Origin of the sequence: Aminobacter niigataensis, assembly GCF_946995915.1 — a bacterium.
GTDB classification, from domain to species: Bacteria; Pseudomonadota; Alphaproteobacteria; order Rhizobiales; family Rhizobiaceae; genus Aminobacter; species Aminobacter niigataensis.
Genome location: NZ_OX341517.1, coordinates 4918856 through 4935911 on the forward strand (window position 1 = coordinate 4918856; position 17056 = coordinate 4935911).

Genomic DNA, 17056 nt, shown 5'->3' on the forward strand with positions numbered 1-17056 from the left:
CCGATTTGTAATCTTCGCATCTTGAAAAAGCCGGGTTTGACCCGGCTTTTTTGTTGCCCGCCGCAAACATGCGACGACAATCGTCCAACGTGCGGTTTCCATGCGTCGGGAAACAATTAGAGTGGCGCGAAGCACCGGGCGAAGGGGAATTTCATGAAGGCTTGCCTGACCAGGATATTTGCAACCGCCGGCCTCGCCGCTGTTCTGGCGTCGGGCATGCTGCTGCCGGCGAGCGCCCAGGAGTGGCAAACCAGTTCCTCGCTGACCGGTCCCTCGAAATATGGACAGGACTTCAAGCGTTACGACTACGTTAATCCGGACGCGCCCAAGGGCGGCACGCTGAATTCGACCGTCGGCGGCACCTTCGACAGCTTCAACCCATATATCGTCAAAGGCGCATCGGCCGCTGGCTTCACTTATTTCGGTGGCGGTTTGCTCTATGAAACGCTGATGGAGCAATCGCTCGACGAACCCAGCGTTAGCCACCCCATGATCGCCGATGCCTACAAGTTTGCCGCCGATTACTCTTCCGCGACGTATCGGCTCGACCCGCGCGCCAAGTGGCACGACGGTAAGCCGATCACCACGGACGATGTCATCTGGTCGTTCAATGTGCTGAAAGCCAACAGCCCGCAATACGGCCAGTATTATGCCAATGTGAAGGAAGCCGTCGCGGTCTCGGATCGCGAGGTCGAGTTTCGTTTCGACCAGAAGGGCAACCGCGAGCTTCCCAAGATCATGGGCGACCTGGTGGTCCTGCCCAAGCACTGGTGGGAAGGCAACGACGCTTCGGGCAAGAAGCGCGACGTGACCCGGCCAACGCTCGAAATCCCGCTCGGCTCGGGCCCCTACAAGGTCGAAAGCTTCAAGCCGGGTACCGAGATCGTCTGGACCCGCGTACCCGACCATTGGGCGGCCACCGTCGGCGTCAATGTCGGGCGCAACAATTTCGACAAGCGCCGTTATAGCTACTTCCTCGACGAGAGCGCCGAATGGCAGGCCTTCACCAAGGGCGGGCTTCAGGACGTCAAGCGCGAAAACAGCTCGCGCCGCTGGTCAACGCAGTATGATTTCCCCGCCTTCAAGGCCGGCGACGTCATCAAGCAGGTGTTCAAGACGACGTCGGGCGAACCGTTCCAAGGCTACGCGCTCAACCTGCGTCGGCCGCAGTTCCAGGACCGTCGCGTCAGGCAGGCGCTGACGCTGGCATATAATTTCGAATACATGAACCGCACGCTGTTCTTCGGGCTCAACACCCGCACCAACAGCTACTTCCAGGGCCAGGATCTCGCCTCGAGCGGCCTGCCGACCGGCAAGGAACTTGAGCTACTGACGCCCTATAAGGACAAGCTGCCACCCGAACTCTTCACCGAAGAGTTCAAGCTGCCCGTCTACGACACGCCCCAGGCGGAACGGCAGTATCTGCGCCAGGCGATATCGCTGTTCGCCGAGGCCGGCTGGCGCGCCAGCGGCGGCAAGCTGATGAACGAAAAGACCGGCGAGCAGTTCAAGATCGAGTTCCTCGGCAAGGACGCCACCGACGAGGTCATCGCCAGCCCCTTCATCGACAGTCTGCGTCGGCTTGGCATCGACGCGACGCTGCGCATGGTCGACACCAGCCAGTACATCAACCGGATCAATGAATTCGACTTCGACGCGACAACGACGACGCTCAACCAGTCGTCCTCGCCGGGTAATGAGCAGCGCGATTTCTGGAGCTCGAAGGCCGCCGCCAAGCCGGGTTCGCGCAACGTCATGGGCATCGGCGACCCGATCGTCGATGCGCTGGTCGAACGCGTCATCTTCGCCACCGATCGCGACGACCTCTTGGCCGCCACCCACGCGCTCGACCGCGTGCTGTTGTGGAACTACTACGTCGTGCCGCAATATCACCGGTCGGTGTTGTGGCTTGCCTACTGGAACAAGTTCGGCATCCCTGAAAAGCAGCCGAGCTTCATCGGCGCCGACATCGATTCCTGGTGGATCGACAAGGACAAGGAGGCGGCACTCGCCGCCAAGTACAAGGGAGCCAATTGAGACCGCGCCCGACCCGTCGCGATTTCCTGGCGCTTGGTGCTGCGGTTGCCGCAGCACCGCTGATGCCGGGACGCGTGTTCGCGGCGAGCCCCACCGGTGTGGGGCTGCACGGCCTGTCGGCCTTCGGCGATCTCAAATACGGCCCGGACTTCACGCATCTCGACTTCGTCAATGCCGACGCCCCCAAGGGCGGTACGTTCAACTTTTCGCCGTCCTACTGGGTCTTCAACCAGAATCCGCAGACCTTCAACACGCTGAATACCTTCGTCGCCAGGGGCGATTCCCCGCCACGCATGGAACTGTGCTACGATTCGCTGATGACGCGGGCGATCGACGAGCCCGACGCCATCTACGGCTTGCTGGCGCAGTCGGTGACCATTTCCGACGACCGCAACAGTTTCGATTTCGCGCTGAGGCCCGAAGCGCGCTTCAACGACGGCACGCCGTTCACGGCGCAAGACGCGGCCTACGCCTTCGATCTTTTCAAGAAGAATGGCCATCCGAACCTGCTTTTGCCGCTCAGCCATCTCAAGGAGGCGAAGGCGCTCGACGCGCACACGCTGCGGCTCAGCTTCGACGGCCAGCAGTCGGACCGTACCGTCCTCGACATCGCGACATACCCGATCCCGGCCAAGGCTTTCTTCGAGGCCAATCCGTTCGACGGCTCCCAGCTCAAGGCGCCGCTGGGCTCCGGCCCCTACAAGGTCGGCCGCGTCTCGCCTGGGCAGACCATCGAGTTCGAGCGGGTAGCCGACTATTGGGGACGCGACCTGCCGATCAATCGCGGCCTCTACAATTTCGACCGCATCCGCATCGAGTTCTACCAGGACCGGCAGGCCGCCTTCGAGGCCTTCAAGAAGGGCGCCATCCTCTATCGGCAGGAATACGTCTCCCGCGTCTGGGCAACCGGCTACGACTTTCCAGCACTGAAGGCCGGCAAGGTGGTCAAGCGCGAATTCCCTAGCGAAAAGCGCCCAGCGATGCAGGCACTGGCGCTCAACCAGCGGCGCGAGCGCTTTCGCGACCCGCGCGTGCGGCAGGCGATTGCGCTGTGCTTCGACTTCGAATGGACCAACCGCAACCTGTTCTACGGCGCCTATGAGCGTTCGCAGTCGACCTTCGAGAAATCGGCTTACCGTGCCGAGGGCTTGCCCACGCCCGAGGAACTGGCATTGCTCGAACCGTTCCGGGGCCGCATTCCCGACGAGGCCTTCGGCGAGGCAGTGCTGCAGCCGCCGTCGGACGGCTCGGGCCGAGACCGCAAGCTGCTCGGCAAGGCTTCGAAACTGCTCGCTGACGCCGGCTGGACCCGCAAGGACGGCAGTCTGCGCAACGCCAAAGGCGAGCAGCTGACGCTCGAAATCCTCGTCGACGACGACTCCCTGGTCCGCGTCTTTTCACCCTGGGTCGAGAACATGAAGGCGATCGGCATCGCGGCATCGCTGCGCATGGTCGATTCGACCCAGCACCAGGCGCGGCAGACAACATTCGACTATGACGCCATTTCGGCCGCGGCCTCTTTTTCGGCGACCCCCAGCCGCGACGAGATCGACGGGCTGTTCCATTCGCGCTCGGCCGCCCTGCAGGGCTCGACCAACCTGCCCGGCACCGCCGACCCCGCCATCGACGCCTTGATCGACGCCGTGGGTGCGGCCAAGGATCGCGAAGCGCTGACAGTCGCCATGCGGGCTCTGGACCGGGTCTTGCGCGCCCGGCAAGACTGGATTCCAAATTGGTTTTCGGCGAATCACCGCGCCGCATTCTGGGACATGTTCGGCTTCAAGGAGCCGAAACCGGATTTCGGCTTCCCCATCGAGGCGATGTGGTGGTTCGACAAGGACAAGGCTGCACGTATTGGCAAGACCTGAGATTTTTTCGCTTGAAGCTCCGTTCCGCCTGAGGAGCCTCGCCTGATGGGCGCCTACGTCCTCCGCCGTATCCTTTTGATGATTCCGACCCTGTTCGGCATCATGGCGATCTCGTTCGCCGTCATCCAGTTCGCGCCGGGTGGCCCGGTCGAACAGGTCATCGCCAAGCTGACCGGCCAAGGCGGCGACGCCAGTGACCGGCTTTCGGGCGGCGGAGGCGATGTCGGCGGCAACAACTTCGACCCGGCGGGCGGCGAAGGCTCGTCCAAATACCGCGGCGCGCAAGGTCTCGACCCCGAATTCATCGCCAAGCTGGAGAAGCAGTTCGGCTTCGACAAACCGCCGCTCGAACGCTTCGGCATGATGCTGTGGAATTATGCCCGCTTCGATTTCGGCGACAGCTATTTCCGCGACGTCTCGGTGCTCGATCTCATCCTCGAGAAGATGCCGGTGTCGATCTCGCTCGGCATCTGGATCACGCTGCTGTCCTACCTGATCTCGATTCCGCTCGGCATCCGCAAGGCGGTCAAGGACGGTTCGTCCTTCGACATCTGGACCAGCGGCGTCATCATCGTCGGCTACGCCATCCCGGCCTTCCTGTTCGCCATCCTTCTGATGGTGCTGTTTGCCGGCGGCTCGTTCTTCGACTGGTTCCCGCTGCGCGGCCTGACCTCGGAGAATTTCGACCAGCTGTCGCTCGGCGGCAAGGTGCTCGACTACCTCTGGCATCTCGCATTGCCGCTGACCGCACTGGTGCTGTCGGCCTTCGCCACCACGACGCTCCTGACCAAGAACTCGTTCCTCGACGAGATCCGCAAGCAGTATGTCGTCACCGCCCGCGCCAAGGGACTGTCGCAGCGCCAGGTGCTTTACGGCCACGTCTTCCGCAACGCCATGCTGATCGTCATCGCTGGCTTCCCCGGCGCCTTCATCTCGGCCTTCTTCACCGGTTCGCTCTTGATCGAGAATATCTTCTCGCTCGACGGCCTCGGCCTGCTCGGCTTCCGCTCGGTGCTCGACCGCGATTATCCCGTGGTCTTCGCCAATCTCTACATCTTCTCGCTGATGGGGCTGTTCGTCAGCCTGATCTCCGACCTGACCTACACATGGATCGATCCGCGCATCGACTTCGAGCGGAGGGACGTCTGATGTCGGCGGTCGATACGGTTGCCGCACCGGTCAAGCGGCCCTGGCTCTCGCCGATCAACAAGCGACGCTGGCAGAGCTTCAAGGCCAACCGCCGTGGCTACTGGTCTCTGTGGCTGTTCCTCATCCTGTTCGTGCTCACGCTGTTCTCCGAGTTGATCGCCAACGACAGGCCGCTCCTGATTCGCTTCAAGGGCGAGTTCTTCTCGCCGATCGTCAGCGATTATGGCGAAGAGACGTTCCTTGGCGACGAGGGTTTCCTGCCTGTCACCGACTACCGCATGTCGGTGGTGCAGGAGGCGATATCAGCCAATGGTTGGATGATCTGGCCGCCGGTCCGCTATTCCTACCGCACGACCAACAACGAAATTCCCGAGGCAGCTCCCGCCAAGCCGTCCTGGATGTACCCCAAGGACGTCCGCTGCCAGCGCTATCCGCTGGGGGTGGACGACCCCAACTGCACCATCGGCAACTGGAACTGGCTCGGCACCGACGACCAGGCGCGCGACGTGCTCGCCCGCGTCATCTACGGCTTCCGCATCTCGGTGCTGTTCGGCCTGATCCTGACCGCCGGCTCGGCGCTGATCGGCGTCTCGGCGGGCGCCATGCAGGGCTATTTCGGCGGCTGGACCGACTTGCTGTTCCAACGCTTCATCGAAATCTGGTCGGCCATCCCGGTGCTCTATCTTCTGCTGATCGTCGCCGCCATCCTGCCGCCCGGCTTCTTCATCCTGCTCGGGCTGATGCTGGTATTCTCATGGGTGGCGCTGGTGGGCGTCGTACGGGCCGAGTTCCTGCGCGCCCGCAACTTCGAGTACGTCAATGCAGCGCGCGCGCTCGGCGTGCCCAACCGGACGATCATCTTCCGCCACCTTTTGCCCAACGCCATGGTGGCAACGCTGACCTTCCTGCCCTTCATCCTCAACGGCTCGATCTCGACGCTGACCTCGCTCGACTTCCTCGGCTTCGGCCTGCCGCCGGGCTCGGCGTCGCTCGGCGAGTTGCTCAAGCAGGGCCAGCGCAACCTCAACGCGCCATGGCTCGGGCTCTCCGGATTCGTCGTGATCTCGCTGATGCTGTCGCTGCTGATCTTCATCGGCGAGGCAACCCGCGACGCCTTCGACCCAAGGAAGACGTTCAAGTGAGCTTGGACCTATGGTATAATTTCTTGTGTTTTCTACCATGGAGATCAACATGGGCATGAACATCAAGAGTGAGAAGGCGCAAAAGCTCGCGAGACGGTTGGCCGATGCGACAGGGCAAAGCATGACGGCAGCCATCGAACAGGCGTTGGAAGCCGAAATCAAAAGGCTCGAAACCAATGACGACCTTGCAATTCGCAAAGCGCGGATCAAGGACATCTTGAGGCGCTCGGGGCCAACACCCCCAGGGGCCACAAGCGATCATTCCGACCTTTATGACGATGACGGTTTGCCGGCATGATCGTTGATGCGTCGGCAATTCTCGCAATCCTACTGGAAGAGTCCGATGGCGACGCGATGGAAGACAAGCTCCTTTCGCCTCGTCAGCGCCACGCGATGTCCCCAGTCAACTACCTTGAAGCCGCTGTCAAAGCAGACGGTCTAAAGGACACCAGGAAAGGTGCTGAACTCAACAATTTGTTGGCAGACTTCGGCATCGAGATCGTCGTGGTGACACCGGAACAGGCATTGCTCGCCCGCGAAGCCTATCAACAATTCGGCAAGGGCAATCACCCGGCCAAGCTCAACCTCGGCGACTGCTTTGCCTATGCGCTTGCCAAGGCGCGCCGCGAGCCGCTTCTTTTCAAAGGCGACGATTTCCGCATGACCGACATCGAGGCCGCCATTTGACCTCTCCTCTCCTTTCCGTCCAGGACCTGTCCGTCGCCTTCAGCCAGGGTGGCATGACGACGACCGCCGTGGACCACATCTCCTTCGACATCGCCAAGGGCGAGACGGTGGCGCTGGTCGGCGAATCCGGCTCGGGCAAGTCGGTGTCGGCACTTTCGGTGCTGAAGCTCCTGCCCTACCCGCCGGCGAGCCATCCCTCCGGGCGCATGATGTTCGGCGGCCAGGACCTGCTCGCGCTTGACGAAAACGCCTTGCGCAAGGTCCGCGGCAACAAGATCACCATGATCTTCCAGGAGCCCATGACCTCGCTCAACCCGCTGCACACGATCGAGCGGCAGATCGTCGAGGTGCTGTCGCTGCATCAGGGCATGGGCGACAAGCAGGCGCGGGCCCGCACGCTCGAGCTGCTCGAAGAGGTCGGCATCCGCGAACCCAGCAAGCGGCTCGACGCCTATCCGCACCAGCTCTCGGGCGGCCAGCGCCAGCGCGTGATGATCGCCATGGCGCTCGCCAACGAGCCCGAGCTCCTGATCGCCGACGAGCCGACGACCGCGCTGGACGTGACGGTCCAGGCGCAGATCCTGGAGCTGCTCGCCAAGCTCAAGGCCCGCAAGGGCATGTCGATGCTGTTCATCACCCACGACCTCGGCATCGTCCGGCGCATCGCCGACCGGGTCTGCGTCATGACCAAGGGCCAGATCGTCGAGACCGGGCCGACCAAGGAAATCTTCGCCAACCCGCAGCACAGCTACACCCGCCACCTGCTGGCCGCCGAGCCCAAGGGCAAGCCGCCGGCCGCCGACGCGTCAGCCAAGACGGTGATGTCTGGTTCCGACGTGAAGGTCTGGTTTCCGATCAAGCAGGGCTTCTTCCGCAAGACTGTCGACCATGTGAAGGCGGTCGACGGCATCGATGTTGCCGTCCGCGCCGGCCAGACCGTCGGCGTTGTCGGCGAGTCCGGCTCCGGCAAGACGACGCTGGGACTGGCGCTGACGCGCATGATCTCGTCGCAAGGCAAGATCGACTTCGACGGCCGCGAGATCGACAAATTCAGCTTCAACGCGATGCGGCCGCTCCGGCGCGAGATGCAGATCGTGTTCCAGGACCCGTTCGGCTCGCTCAGCCCGCGCATGTCGGTGGCCGACATCATCGAGGAGGGTCTGAAGGTCCACGAGCCCGGCCTCAAGGTGGCCGAGCGCGACCGGAAGGTGGTGGACGTGCTGCGCGAGGTCGGCCTCGACCCCGAAACCCGCTTCCGCTATCCGCACGAATTCTCCGGCGGCCAGCGCCAGCGCATCGCCATTGCCCGCGCCATGGTGCTCAAGCCGCGCTTCGTCATGCTCGACGAGCCGACTTCGGCGCTCGACATGAGCGTGCAGGCCCAGGTGGTCGATCTCTTGCGCAGCCTGCAGGCCAAGCACGACCTCGCCTACCTTTTCATCAGCCACGACCTCAAGGTCGTGCGCGCGCTTGCCAATGACGTCATCGTGATGCGCAACGGCAAGGTGGTCGAGGCGGGGCCGTCCGAGCAGATTTTCGAGCGTCCGCAAACGGATTACACTCGAGCGCTGATATCGGCGGCGTTCAAGATCGAGACCGCGCCTACTGGCGTCGTCAGCGAATAGCATCAAGGGCATAGCATGGCAGGCAAGGGCAAGGTTCTTCTTTCGATCACCGGATTCAGCCCGCAGCGCTGGTATGAATTGCTGTCGGCGGAGCGCGAGGTGGTGCTCGAACCGGATGGCCCCGCCGATCCCTCGATCGAATACGCCGTAGTTTGGAAGCAGAAGCCCGGCCTGCTCGCCAAGTTGCCGAACCTGAAGGTCATCTTCTCCATCGGCGCCGGCGTCGATCATCTGTTTGCCGATCCCAACCTGCCTGCAGCCCCGATCATCCGCGTCGTGGATGAAAACCTGACCCAGCACATGGTCGAATACGTGTTGTGGCGGGTGTTCGACCATCATCGCCAGGGCCAGCTCTACCGGATACAGCAGACGAAGAAGGCCTGGCACGAGCCGCAGCAGCGGCCTGCCGCCGACATCTCGGTCGGCATCATGGGCCTGGGCAATCTCGGCCGTGCGGCGGCCGAAGCGCTCAAGGGTGTCGGCTTCCACGTCAATGGCTGGAGCCGCCGCCCACAGGAAGCAGCAGGCGTGACCACCTTCAGCGGCGATGCCGGCCTCGTGCCGTTCCTCAACGCGACCGACATCCTTGTGGTGCTGCTGCCACTGACGGAGGCGACCAAGGGCATCATCAGCTACGGCCTGCTCAAGGAACTGCGCCGGCGCAACGGCCTCGGGGGTGCTGTGCTGATCAATGCCGGGCGCGGCAAGCTGCAGCGCGATGCCGACATCCTGCGCGCGCTCGACGACGGCACGCTGAAAGAAGCCAGCCTCGACGTCTTCGAGGTCGAGCCGCTGCCCAAGACCAGCCCGATGTGGAACCACCCGAAGGTGTTCGTGACGCCGCATGCGGCCGCGACGTCCGACCCCACCCATCTGGTGCCGCCGATGCTCGAGCAGATGGACGCTTTCGAGCGGGGCGAACCGCTGGAAAACGTCGTCGACCGCAACGCCGGGTATTGAGGCACGATCTACCTTCTCCCCTTGTGGGAGAAGGTGCCCCGAAGGGGCGGATGAGGGGGGTTGGCCGGAGTGAGACGTTTCAGAGTGTTCGCCGGCGATCAGCGTCTCTTTCTTAACCCTCTCATTCTTTCCAAGCCGCGGGCTTTATCTGCGCCACGCCCCGACGGCTCTGAAAATTCGGAACCGCTTCAATCGTGGCAGCAGGAAAAGACTGGGTGCGTGCGCCTCGCCTGAATAGCCCGCACTAAGGCCGGCGGAAGCCGGTCGGCCCGCCATAGAGGTAGCCGATACGGTCGATGGCGTCGCGCAGACCTTCGCGAGCGACCGTCATGGTGTGGCCGTTGGCGTGGATCATGTTCACCGCATCGGTCATAATCGCGACGTGGCCTTTCCAGAAGACGAGGTCGCCGCGCCGCAGCTGCGAGAAATCCGCACCCGCATCGACTGGGTTGCCGAGCGAGGCTTCCTGCATGTCCGAATCGCGCAGGACGTCACGCCCTGTCATGCGCATCGAAAGCTGGACCAGCCCCGAGCAGTCGATGCCGAAGGCTGAGAAGCCGCCCCAGAGATAGGGCGTGTCGATCAGCCGTTCCGCCACCGAAACGAAGTCGTCGGCCTTTGTGCCCAAAGGCGCCAAATGCTGGGAAACCAGTGCCTCGCCCGAGGCAAGCAGGGCATATTGGGTGCCGCGCGTTTCGGCATGGCCGGCAATCGCAACCTGCGATCCCAGCGACAATGCCGGGCCGCGCGGAAACTTCATGTCAGGACCGGGATAGACGAAGGTGCGTGTCGCCATGACGACGTGGGTCGGCGCCGGGCCGCGCGGCGCAAGGTCGCCAGACGAGACATAGCCGACATAGCCGTCACGCTCGGCCTGGAGCCAGGCGAACCCCTCAGCCTCCTCGAAGATCGTGACGTCGTCGCCATAAAGCAGTTGCGTGTTGAGGCCCGAATCCGGCCTGGGCGCCTTGCGAACGTCCGCAACGGGGGCGGAAATGCGCGCCGGGCGGCCGGCGACAAATCGCTCGGCCGCCACTTCGCCCTTGAGGCGGGCGTCGGCAAGGTCGGGACGGAAAGCGTGAAGGCGGCTGTCGCGGGCGGTCAAATCGGAAGCTCCATGGCTTTGGCGATGATAGCATCGCCCAATCTCTCGACATAGAGCGCGCCTTCGACGGTGCGCCTGATCAACACGTTGCGCTTGTCGCTCGGGTCGCGGTGCCGCGACACCAGCTTGAGCGCCCCCATGGTGTCGAGCGCGCGGGTGATGACCGGCTTGCTGACGCCGAGGCGCGCTGCCAGTCCCCGCACCGTGTGCGGCGGCGGGTCGAGATAGATGGTGAGCAGGATCGCCATCTGGCGCAACGTCAGGTCGGGTGCGTCGTCACGCACCTCGGACAGGGCAAACTGCTGCAACAGTTTCAACGACTGGCTCGGACGCAATGCGATCGGCATGCCGCCAGCATCCACTGCATTTGTTTCGGTTCCGTTTCATTCAAAAGGGATTTTGCGGCGATGGCAAGGCTGAGTCGGACAGATGCGAAGTAAACCCTCTCCGCCTCGCTGCGCTCGGCACTCTTCCCCGCAAAGCGGCGGCGAGAAACCACGTCAGCCTCAGCCAAATCGTGCCGAAATCACCTTTTCTAGTGCCCGGATCGCCTGCGCTTCGCCGCCGGTCGGGCCGTACGGGCGGTCGGTCGGGTTCCAGGCGAAGATGTCGAAATGCGCCCAGGCGGTCGTCTTTTCGACAAAGCGTTTGAGGAACAGGGCCGCAGTGATCGAACCGGCGAACCCGTCCGAGGTGACGTTGTTCATGTCGGCGACCTTGGAAGACAGCTTGGCATCGTATGGCTTCCAGAGCGGCATGCGCCAGATCGGGTCCTCGACCGCGCCAGATGCCACGGCGAGTTCGGCAGCGAGGGCATCGTCGTCGGTGTAGAAGGGTGGCAGGTCCGGCCCGAGCGCCACGCGCGCGGCCCCCGTCAGCGTCGCCATGTCGATCAGCATTTGCGGTTGCTCCTCATCGGCAAGGGCCAGCGCGTCGGCGAGCACCAGCCGGCCCTCGGCATCGGTGTTGCCGATCTCGACCGTGATGCCCTTGCGGCTCTGCAGCACGTCGCCCGGGCGGAAGGCGTTGGCCGAGATCGAATTCTCCACCGCGGGAATGAGCACGCGCAGCCTGACGTTCAGTCTTGCCGCCATGATCATCGAGGCAAGGCCAAGCACGTTGGCGGCACCGCCCATGTCCTTCTTCATCAAAAGCATGCCCGAGGCAGGCTTGATGTCGAGACCGCCGGTGTCGAAGCAGACGCCCTTGCCGACAAGCGTGACCCTCGGGGCGTCGCTTGCGCCCCAGGTCAGGTCGATCAGTCGCGGCGCATCATGCGAGGCGCGGCCGACCGCGTGGATCATCGGGAAATTGTGTTCAAGCAGGCCGTCGCCGATCGTCACGCGGACCTCGGCGCCATGTGCGCCGGCAAGAGTCCGTGCCGCGGCTTCGAGCGCCGAGGGGCCCATGTCATTGGTCGGCGTATTGACGAGGTCGCGGACGAGGAAAACCGCTTCGACCAGGCGCTTGAGGCGATCGGCATCGACCCCCGCTGGGACCGCCAGCCCAAGTTCCCTGCCCGGCTTCTTGCCATATCGGGTGAAGCTGTAGCCGCCGAGCGCGACTGCAAGCGCGGAAAGTTCGGGATGCGCCGGCGCGGTGGCGAAATGCCAGTCGCCTTCCGGCAGGTTGCGGGCAAGAACGCCGAAGCCAAGCCCGTTTTCCTGCTGACCCGTGCCGAACAGCGCCCCGGCCAGCCTACCGTCCACGCCGGGCACGGCTAGCACCCTGCCCGCCTCGCCGGCAAAGCCGTTGGCATTGGCCCAGGCGGCAATTTCGGGTGCAAGACCGGCATTGCCCAGGCCATCCTTGGCAACAAGATGGATCGGCAGCGCATCGCTGGGCTTGGCGTCGAGCAGTTCGACCGGCATTTCGGCTTCCTTCAGTGTCGGACGGCTCGGTACATCAGGGCACTCTTAACCATCCGTTAGGGTTAACAGATTATTTCTCCAAAGCGGGGAAATGGCCGGCGAACGGCCACGCGGACGAATGGAGACCTGCCTCCGATGTTGACCAATCGCTCGATGAACGCAACGGGAAAACGCCTTGCAAGAGCGGCTTTCGTGGCACTGTTGATGGCAGGCGTCGCCGGTTGCGGCACCAGCAAGATGACCACCGGTTCGATCGGCCGTGGCAAATCGGTCGACACCATGTCGACCGGCGCGATCGAGGGGTCCACCGACCAGATCGGCCGCGCCTATGCCAGCAACCCGAACAACAAGCCGGTGGCGATGCAATACGCCTCGGCGCTGCAGATGAAGGGTCAGACAGACCAATCCCTGGCGGTGATGCGCAAGCTCGCGATCGGCTACCCCAAGGACCGGGACGTGCTGGCCGCATACGGCAAGGCGCTGGCCGCCTCGGGCGAGTTGCAGCCGGCGCTCGACGCCGTGCGCCGCGCCCAGACCCCGGAATATCCCGACTGGAAGTTGGTCTCTGCAGAGGCAGCGATCCTCGACCAGCTTGGCCAGACCCAGGACGCGCGCAGCCTCTACCGCAAGGCGCTCGACCTCAAGCCGAACGACCCCACCGTGCTCTCCAATCTCGGCATGTCCTATGTGCTCGAGGGCGACCTGAAGTCAGCCGAGACCTATCTGCGTTCTGCCGCCTCGCAGCAGGGCGCCGATAGCCGCGTGCGCCAGAACCTTGCGCTCGCGGTCGGCCTCCAGGGACGGTTCGACGAAGCCGAGAAGATTGCCAGCCAGGAGCTTTCCCCCGAGCAGGCACAGGCCAACGTCGCCTACCTCCGCAGCATGCTTGCCCAGCAAAACGCCTGGAACCAGATCAAGGCCGAGGACAAGCCCACCACCAACTGACCGTATAGCGCCGGACATGAAAAAGGCCGCGTCGTCTGACGCGGCCTTTTTCGTTCATGACTGGCGATGCGGAACTATTCGCTGCTCGACTGCGGCTTGTCGCCAAACAGACCGCGTTCGCTGATCTGGATGCCAGCAGGGCCGAGGATGATGGCAAACAGCACCGGCAGGAAAAACAGGATCATCGGCACTGTCAGCTTGGGCGGCAGTGCGGCAGCCTTCTTCTCGGCAGCATTCATGCGCATGTCACGGCTTTCGGCTGCCAGCACGCGCAGGGCATGCGCGACCGGGGTGCCGTAGCGCTCTGCCTGGATCAGGGCCTGGGTCACCGACTTGACGGAGTCGAGGCCAGTGCGGGCGGCAAGGTTCTCATAGGCCTGGCGGCGCTCAGTCAAATAGGAAAGCTCGGCGTTGGTGAGCACGAACTCTTCGGCGAGGTCGACGGATTGCGAGCCGATCTCATCGGCGACCTTGCGAAGCGCCGCTTCCACCGACATGCCCGATTCGACGCAGATCAGCATCAGGTCGAGTGCATCCGGCCATGCCTGCTGGATCGACTGCTTGCGCTTGGTGGCGCGGTTGGAGACGTAGAGCACCGGCAGGTAGAAACCGGCATAGGCAGCCACGATACAGATGAAAATCTTGACGAAGATCGGCTTTTCCGCGGCTCCGCCCATTGCGAACACGTAGACAGCCGCCAGCACGAAGCCGACGAAGGGCAACACCAGGCGAAAGAACAGGAAGCGCGTCAGAGGGTTCTGGCCGCGGAAGCCGGCAACCTTCAGCTTGTTGAGCGTCCCTTCGTCAACGAGCGCACGGCGCAGGTCGAGGCGCTCGACGATGTTGCGCATGCCGACATGCTGCTGCTCGCGCAGCGCGCCACGGCGGCGATCACTTTCGGCGGCGAGGCGGACGCGCTGCTTGGCGCGCAACTCATCGCGTTCCAGAGCAACGGCTTTCATGCGCGCCTTGAGCGGATTGCCGATCAGCGACGGCATCGCGGTGAAGACCGTGGCAAAGACAGCGATTCCGACCAGCAGTGCGATGAGGAAGGACGGATCCGTGAGCGACTTGACGACTTGATCGGTCATTTGTGCACTAGACCTCGAAATTCATCATCTTGCGCATCACGAAGATGCCGATCGACATCCAGATGCCCGAGATGCCCAGGATCAGGTTGCCGGTATTCGTGGTGAAAAGCGGCATGATGTAGTTCGGGCTCGATAGGTAGACGAGGGTGGCGACGATGATCGGCAGGGCGCCGATGATTACGGCCGAGGCCTTTGCTTCCATCGACAGCGCCTGAACCTTGGCTTTCATCTTCTTGCGGTCACGCAGCACGCGCGACAGGTTGCCCAATGCTTCCGAGAGGTTGCCGCCCGCTTGGCTCTGAATCTGGATGACGATACCGAAGAAACCGGCCTCGGGGCACGGCATGGTCTCGGTCATGCGCAAGGCCGCATCGGGGATGGCGATGCCGACCTGCTGAGACTCGACTATGCGGCGGAACTCGCCGCGCACCGGCTCCGGCGATTCCGACGCGATGAGGCGAATGCCGTCGTTGAGCGGCAGACCCGACTTCACCGCACGCACGATGATGTCGAGCGCATTGGGAAACTCTTCCAGGAATTGCTTGACGCGACGGTTGCGCCGGAAGGCGACAAACCAGCGTGGCAGGCCGATCGTGGCTGCAAGCAGCGCACCGGGCAGCAGGATCAGCGGGGCACCGGCGATGTAGACGAAAAGGGTCGCAACGATGCCGCAAACCACCGAATAGACGTAGAAGCGCTCGATCGTCACCTGCATGCCGGCCTGCCGGATCTGGACTTTCAGCGGCGGCTTCTTGATGTTGCGGTCCTTGGCCCTCTGCTTGTCGTCCAGTTCCTTGAGCGTGTCCTGAACCGACTTCTTGCGCTTGGCGACTTCAGCAGTCCGATCGCGCGAAGCCTTGACCAGCGAGCGATCCGTTTCGGTCTGCCTTACAGTCGAAAGGCGGCGCTCGGTGTTGCTCTCGGTTTCCATGCGCTTGAACAGGAAAGCGTAAGCCACCAGGCCGGCGCTGAGACCGGCAAGGGCGACAAATACCAGCATCGAAGCATCAAGCCCGAACATGGCGCGCTAAATCCTCCGTGCTCGCATCGTTGTCGGTGCCATCTCAGTCAGCGCTCTTTTCCATGCTCTCGAGAGCATTGGCCAACCGGGAATCCTCGCCGAAGTAGCGTGCCCGGTCCCAAAAATGCGGCCGGCCGATGCCGGTGGAGACATGCTGGCCGAGAAGCCTGCCGTTCTGGTCCTCGCCCTTGATGTTGTAGAGCACCAGGTCCTGGGTGATGATGACGTCGCCTTCCATGCCGATCACCTCGGTGATGTGGGTGATGCGGCGCGAGCCATCGCGCAGGCGGGCGGCCTGGATGATGACGTCGACGGAACCGACGATGATCTCGCGCACCGTCTTCTGAGGCAGCGAGTAGCCGCCCATGGCGATCATGGACTCGATACGATTGAGGCACTCGCGCGGGCTGTTGGAGTGGATGGTGCCCATCGATCCGTCGTGGCCGGTGTTCATCGCCTGCAACAGGTCGAACACTTCCGGTCCGCGCACTTCGCCGACGATGATCCGCTCCGGACGCATGCGCAGGCAGTTCTTGACCAGGTCGCGCATGGTCACCTCGCCCTCGCCTTCCAGGTTGGCGGGACGGGTTTCGAGACGGACCACATGCGGCTGCTGCAGCTGCAGCTCCGCCGAGTCTTCGCAGGTGATGATGCGCTCGTCGCGGTCGATATAGTTGGTCAGGCAGTTGAGCAGCGTCGTCTTGCCCGAACCGGTACCGCCTGAAATGACGATGTTGCAACGGACCCGGCCGATGATCTTCAGCACGTCGGCGCCATGCTGGGAAATCGCGCCGAACTTGACGAGCTGGTCGAGCGTCAGCTTGTCCTTCTTGAATTTTCGAATGGTGAGCGCGGTGCCGTCGATCGACAGTGGCGGCGCGATGACGTTGACGCGGGACCCGTCTGGCAAGCGCGCATCGCAGATCGGCGAGGATTCATCGACGCGGCGGCCGACCTGGCTGACGATGCGCTGGCAGATGTTGAGCAGTTGCTGGTTATCGCGGAAGCGGATGCCCGTCTGCTCGACCTTGCCGTTGACTTCGATATAGACGTTCCTGGCGCCATTCACCATGATGTCGGCGATGTCGTCGCGGGCCAGCAAAGGCTCCAGCGGACCATAGCCGAGGACGTCGTTGCAGATATCCTCGAGCAGCTCTTCCTGCTCGGCGATCGACATCGCGAAGTTCTTGATCGCGATGATATCGTTGACGATATCGCGGATTTCCTCACGCGCACTGTCAGGATCGAGCTTGGCCAATTGCGACAGGTCGATGGTGTCGATCAGCGCCGAAAAGACCTGGCTTTTCGTGTCGTAGTAGCTTTCGCTGCGTTCGCGCTGCGCCTTGCGCGGCTCCGCGGCGAATGGCGGCGTCGGCTGGACCGTCCGCTTCTGCGTCGCGACCGATTCTGCGGGTGGCGCCGGGATGGATGGACGCGGCGCGACCAGTGTGTCACCGGTGCTCGCGACCGGCGCCTGTATGGGTGCGTTCGGGCGGAACCCCGGCGTTGAGCGGTTGCCGTCGTCGCTGCCTCTTCTGCCAAACATGGTCGACTA

Annotated in this window: 15 protein-coding genes; 9 read left to right on the top strand and 6 right to left on the bottom strand. The window is 63.1% G+C overall.

The features are described from left to right. Positions 1-153: 153 nt before the first annotated feature. The 8 genes from O1Y97_RS24240 to O1Y97_RS24275 are packed head-to-tail and all read left to right on the top strand — an operon-like array spanning position 154 to position 9468. A complete protein-coding gene (locus O1Y97_RS24240; RefSeq protein ID WP_318762660.1) occupies positions 154-2037 on the top strand; it encodes an extracellular solute-binding protein in 1884 nt (627 codons plus the stop codon). Next, the gene (locus O1Y97_RS24245; protein WP_318762661.1) at positions 2034-3905 is read left to right on the top strand and encodes an extracellular solute-binding protein; all 1872 of its coding nucleotides are present in this window, start codon (positions 2034-2036) and stop codon (positions 3903-3905) included. Before O1Y97_RS24240 ends, O1Y97_RS24245 begins: the two co-directional genes overlap by 4 nt. Before the next feature lie 45 nt (positions 3906-3950). Further along, positions 3951-5054, top strand: a complete 1104-nt coding sequence (locus O1Y97_RS24250) for a microcin C ABC transporter permease YejB (protein ID WP_108609516.1) — start codon at positions 3951-3953, stop codon at positions 5052-5054. Further along, positions 5054-6196, top strand: a complete 1143-nt coding sequence (locus O1Y97_RS24255) for an ABC transporter permease (RefSeq protein WP_108609517.1) — start codon at positions 5054-5056, stop codon at positions 6194-6196. The genes O1Y97_RS24250 and O1Y97_RS24255 overlap by 1 nt, the downstream gene beginning before the upstream one ends. A 49-nt stretch (positions 6197-6245) precedes the next feature. Beyond that, on the top strand, positions 6246-6494 hold the full coding sequence (locus O1Y97_RS24260) for a type II toxin-antitoxin system VapB family antitoxin (RefSeq protein ID WP_318762662.1): 249 nt from the start codon (positions 6246-6248) through the stop codon (positions 6492-6494). Continuing rightward, a complete protein-coding gene (locus O1Y97_RS24265; protein WP_183264145.1) occupies positions 6491-6883 on the top strand; it encodes a type II toxin-antitoxin system VapC family toxin in 393 nt (130 codons plus the stop codon). Before O1Y97_RS24260 ends, O1Y97_RS24265 begins: the two co-directional genes overlap by 4 nt. Then, positions 6880-8508, top strand: coding sequence for an ABC transporter ATP-binding protein (locus O1Y97_RS24270; RefSeq protein WP_318762663.1), 1629 nt, complete (start codon positions 6880-6882; stop codon positions 8506-8508). Before O1Y97_RS24265 ends, O1Y97_RS24270 begins: the two co-directional genes overlap by 4 nt. Before the next feature lie 15 nt (positions 8509-8523). Beyond that, positions 8524-9468 (top strand): 2-hydroxyacid dehydrogenase, encoded by a 945-nt coding sequence (locus tag O1Y97_RS24275; protein ID WP_318762664.1) that lies wholly within the window; start codon positions 8524-8526, stop codon positions 9466-9468. Positions 9469-9712: 244 nt separating this feature from the next. Here the strand turns inward: O1Y97_RS24275 and O1Y97_RS24280 are convergent, their stop codons facing one another. The 3 genes from O1Y97_RS24280 to O1Y97_RS24290 all read right to left on the bottom strand — a co-directional run bounded on the left by O1Y97_RS24280 (position 9713) and on the right by O1Y97_RS24290 (position 12444). Continuing rightward, the gene (locus O1Y97_RS24280) at positions 9713-10573 is read right to left on the bottom strand and encodes a C40 family peptidase (RefSeq protein ID WP_318762665.1); all 861 of its coding nucleotides are present in this window, start codon (positions 10571-10573) and stop codon (positions 9713-9715) included. Then, a complete protein-coding gene (locus tag O1Y97_RS24285; RefSeq protein WP_183264149.1) occupies positions 10570-10920 on the bottom strand; it encodes a MarR family winged helix-turn-helix transcriptional regulator in 351 nt (116 codons plus the stop codon). The genes O1Y97_RS24280 and O1Y97_RS24285 overlap by 4 nt, the downstream gene beginning before the upstream one ends. Before the next feature lie 159 nt (positions 10921-11079). Beyond that, positions 11080-12444 carry a leucyl aminopeptidase family protein gene (locus tag O1Y97_RS24290; protein ID WP_318762666.1) on the bottom strand — a complete coding sequence of 455 codons (1365 nt, stop codon included), beginning with the start codon at positions 12442-12444 and terminating at the stop codon, positions 11080-11082. A gap of 135 nt (positions 12445-12579) precedes the next feature. On the opposite strand from O1Y97_RS24290, the gene O1Y97_RS24295 reads away from it, so the two are divergent. After that, a complete protein-coding gene (locus O1Y97_RS24295) occupies positions 12580-13389 on the top strand; it encodes a tetratricopeptide repeat protein (RefSeq protein ID WP_318762667.1) in 810 nt (269 codons plus the stop codon). A 74-nt stretch (positions 13390-13463) separates the two neighbouring features. Here O1Y97_RS24295 and O1Y97_RS24300 read toward each other — a convergent pair whose 3' ends face one another. The 3 genes from O1Y97_RS24300 to O1Y97_RS24310 are packed head-to-tail and all read right to left on the bottom strand — an operon-like array spanning position 13464 to position 17047. Continuing rightward, on the bottom strand, positions 13464-14480 hold the full coding sequence (locus O1Y97_RS24300; protein ID WP_108609525.1) for a type II secretion system F family protein: 1017 nt from the start codon (positions 14478-14480) through the stop codon (positions 13464-13466). Positions 14481-14487: 7 nt separating this feature from the next. Then, on the bottom strand, positions 14488-15501 hold the full coding sequence (locus O1Y97_RS24305; RefSeq protein ID WP_318762668.1) for a type II secretion system F family protein: 1014 nt from the start codon (positions 15499-15501) through the stop codon (positions 14488-14490). A gap of 43 nt (positions 15502-15544) precedes the next feature. Next, positions 15545-17047, bottom strand: a complete 1503-nt coding sequence (locus O1Y97_RS24310; protein WP_318762669.1) for a CpaF family protein — start codon at positions 17045-17047, stop codon at positions 15545-15547. Positions 17048-17056 lie beyond the last annotated feature (9 nt).

Excerpts from the sequence above, each read along its gene's own strand:
- O1Y97_RS24310 (WP_318762669.1), bottom strand. The coding sequence starts at position 17,047 with ATGTTTGGCAGAAGAGGCAGCGACGACGGCAACCGCTCAACGCCGGGG.
- O1Y97_RS24250 (WP_108609516.1), top strand. The coding sequence starts at position 3,951 with ATGGGCGCCTACGTCCTCCGCCGTATCCTTTTGATGATTCCGACCCTG.
- O1Y97_RS24265 (WP_183264145.1), top strand. The coding sequence starts at position 6,491 with ATGATCGTTGATGCGTCGGCAATTCTCGCAATCCTACTGGAAGAGTCC.
- O1Y97_RS24290 (WP_318762666.1), bottom strand. The coding sequence starts at position 12,444 with ATGCCGGTCGAACTGCTCGACGCCAAGCCCAGCGATGCGCTGCCGATC.
- O1Y97_RS24255 (WP_108609517.1), top strand. The coding sequence starts at position 5,054 with ATGTCGGCGGTCGATACGGTTGCCGCACCGGTCAAGCGGCCCTGGCTC.
- O1Y97_RS24300 (WP_108609525.1), bottom strand. The coding sequence starts at position 14,480 with ATGACCGATCAAGTCGTCAAGTCGCTCACGGATCCGTCCTTCCTCATC.
- O1Y97_RS24295 (WP_318762667.1), top strand. The coding sequence starts at position 12,580 with ATGTTGACCAATCGCTCGATGAACGCAACGGGAAAACGCCTTGCAAGA.
- O1Y97_RS24305 (WP_318762668.1), bottom strand. The coding sequence starts at position 15,501 with ATGTTCGGGCTTGATGCTTCGATGCTGGTATTTGTCGCCCTTGCCGGT.
- O1Y97_RS24275 (WP_318762664.1), top strand. The coding sequence starts at position 8,524 with ATGGCAGGCAAGGGCAAGGTTCTTCTTTCGATCACCGGATTCAGCCCG.
- O1Y97_RS24285 (WP_183264149.1), bottom strand. The coding sequence starts at position 10,920 with ATGCCGATCGCATTGCGTCCGAGCCAGTCGTTGAAACTGTTGCAGCAG.
- O1Y97_RS24240 (WP_318762660.1), top strand. The coding sequence starts at position 154 with ATGAAGGCTTGCCTGACCAGGATATTTGCAACCGCCGGCCTCGCCGCT.
- O1Y97_RS24260 (WP_318762662.1), top strand. The coding sequence starts at position 6,246 with ATGGGCATGAACATCAAGAGTGAGAAGGCGCAAAAGCTCGCGAGACGG.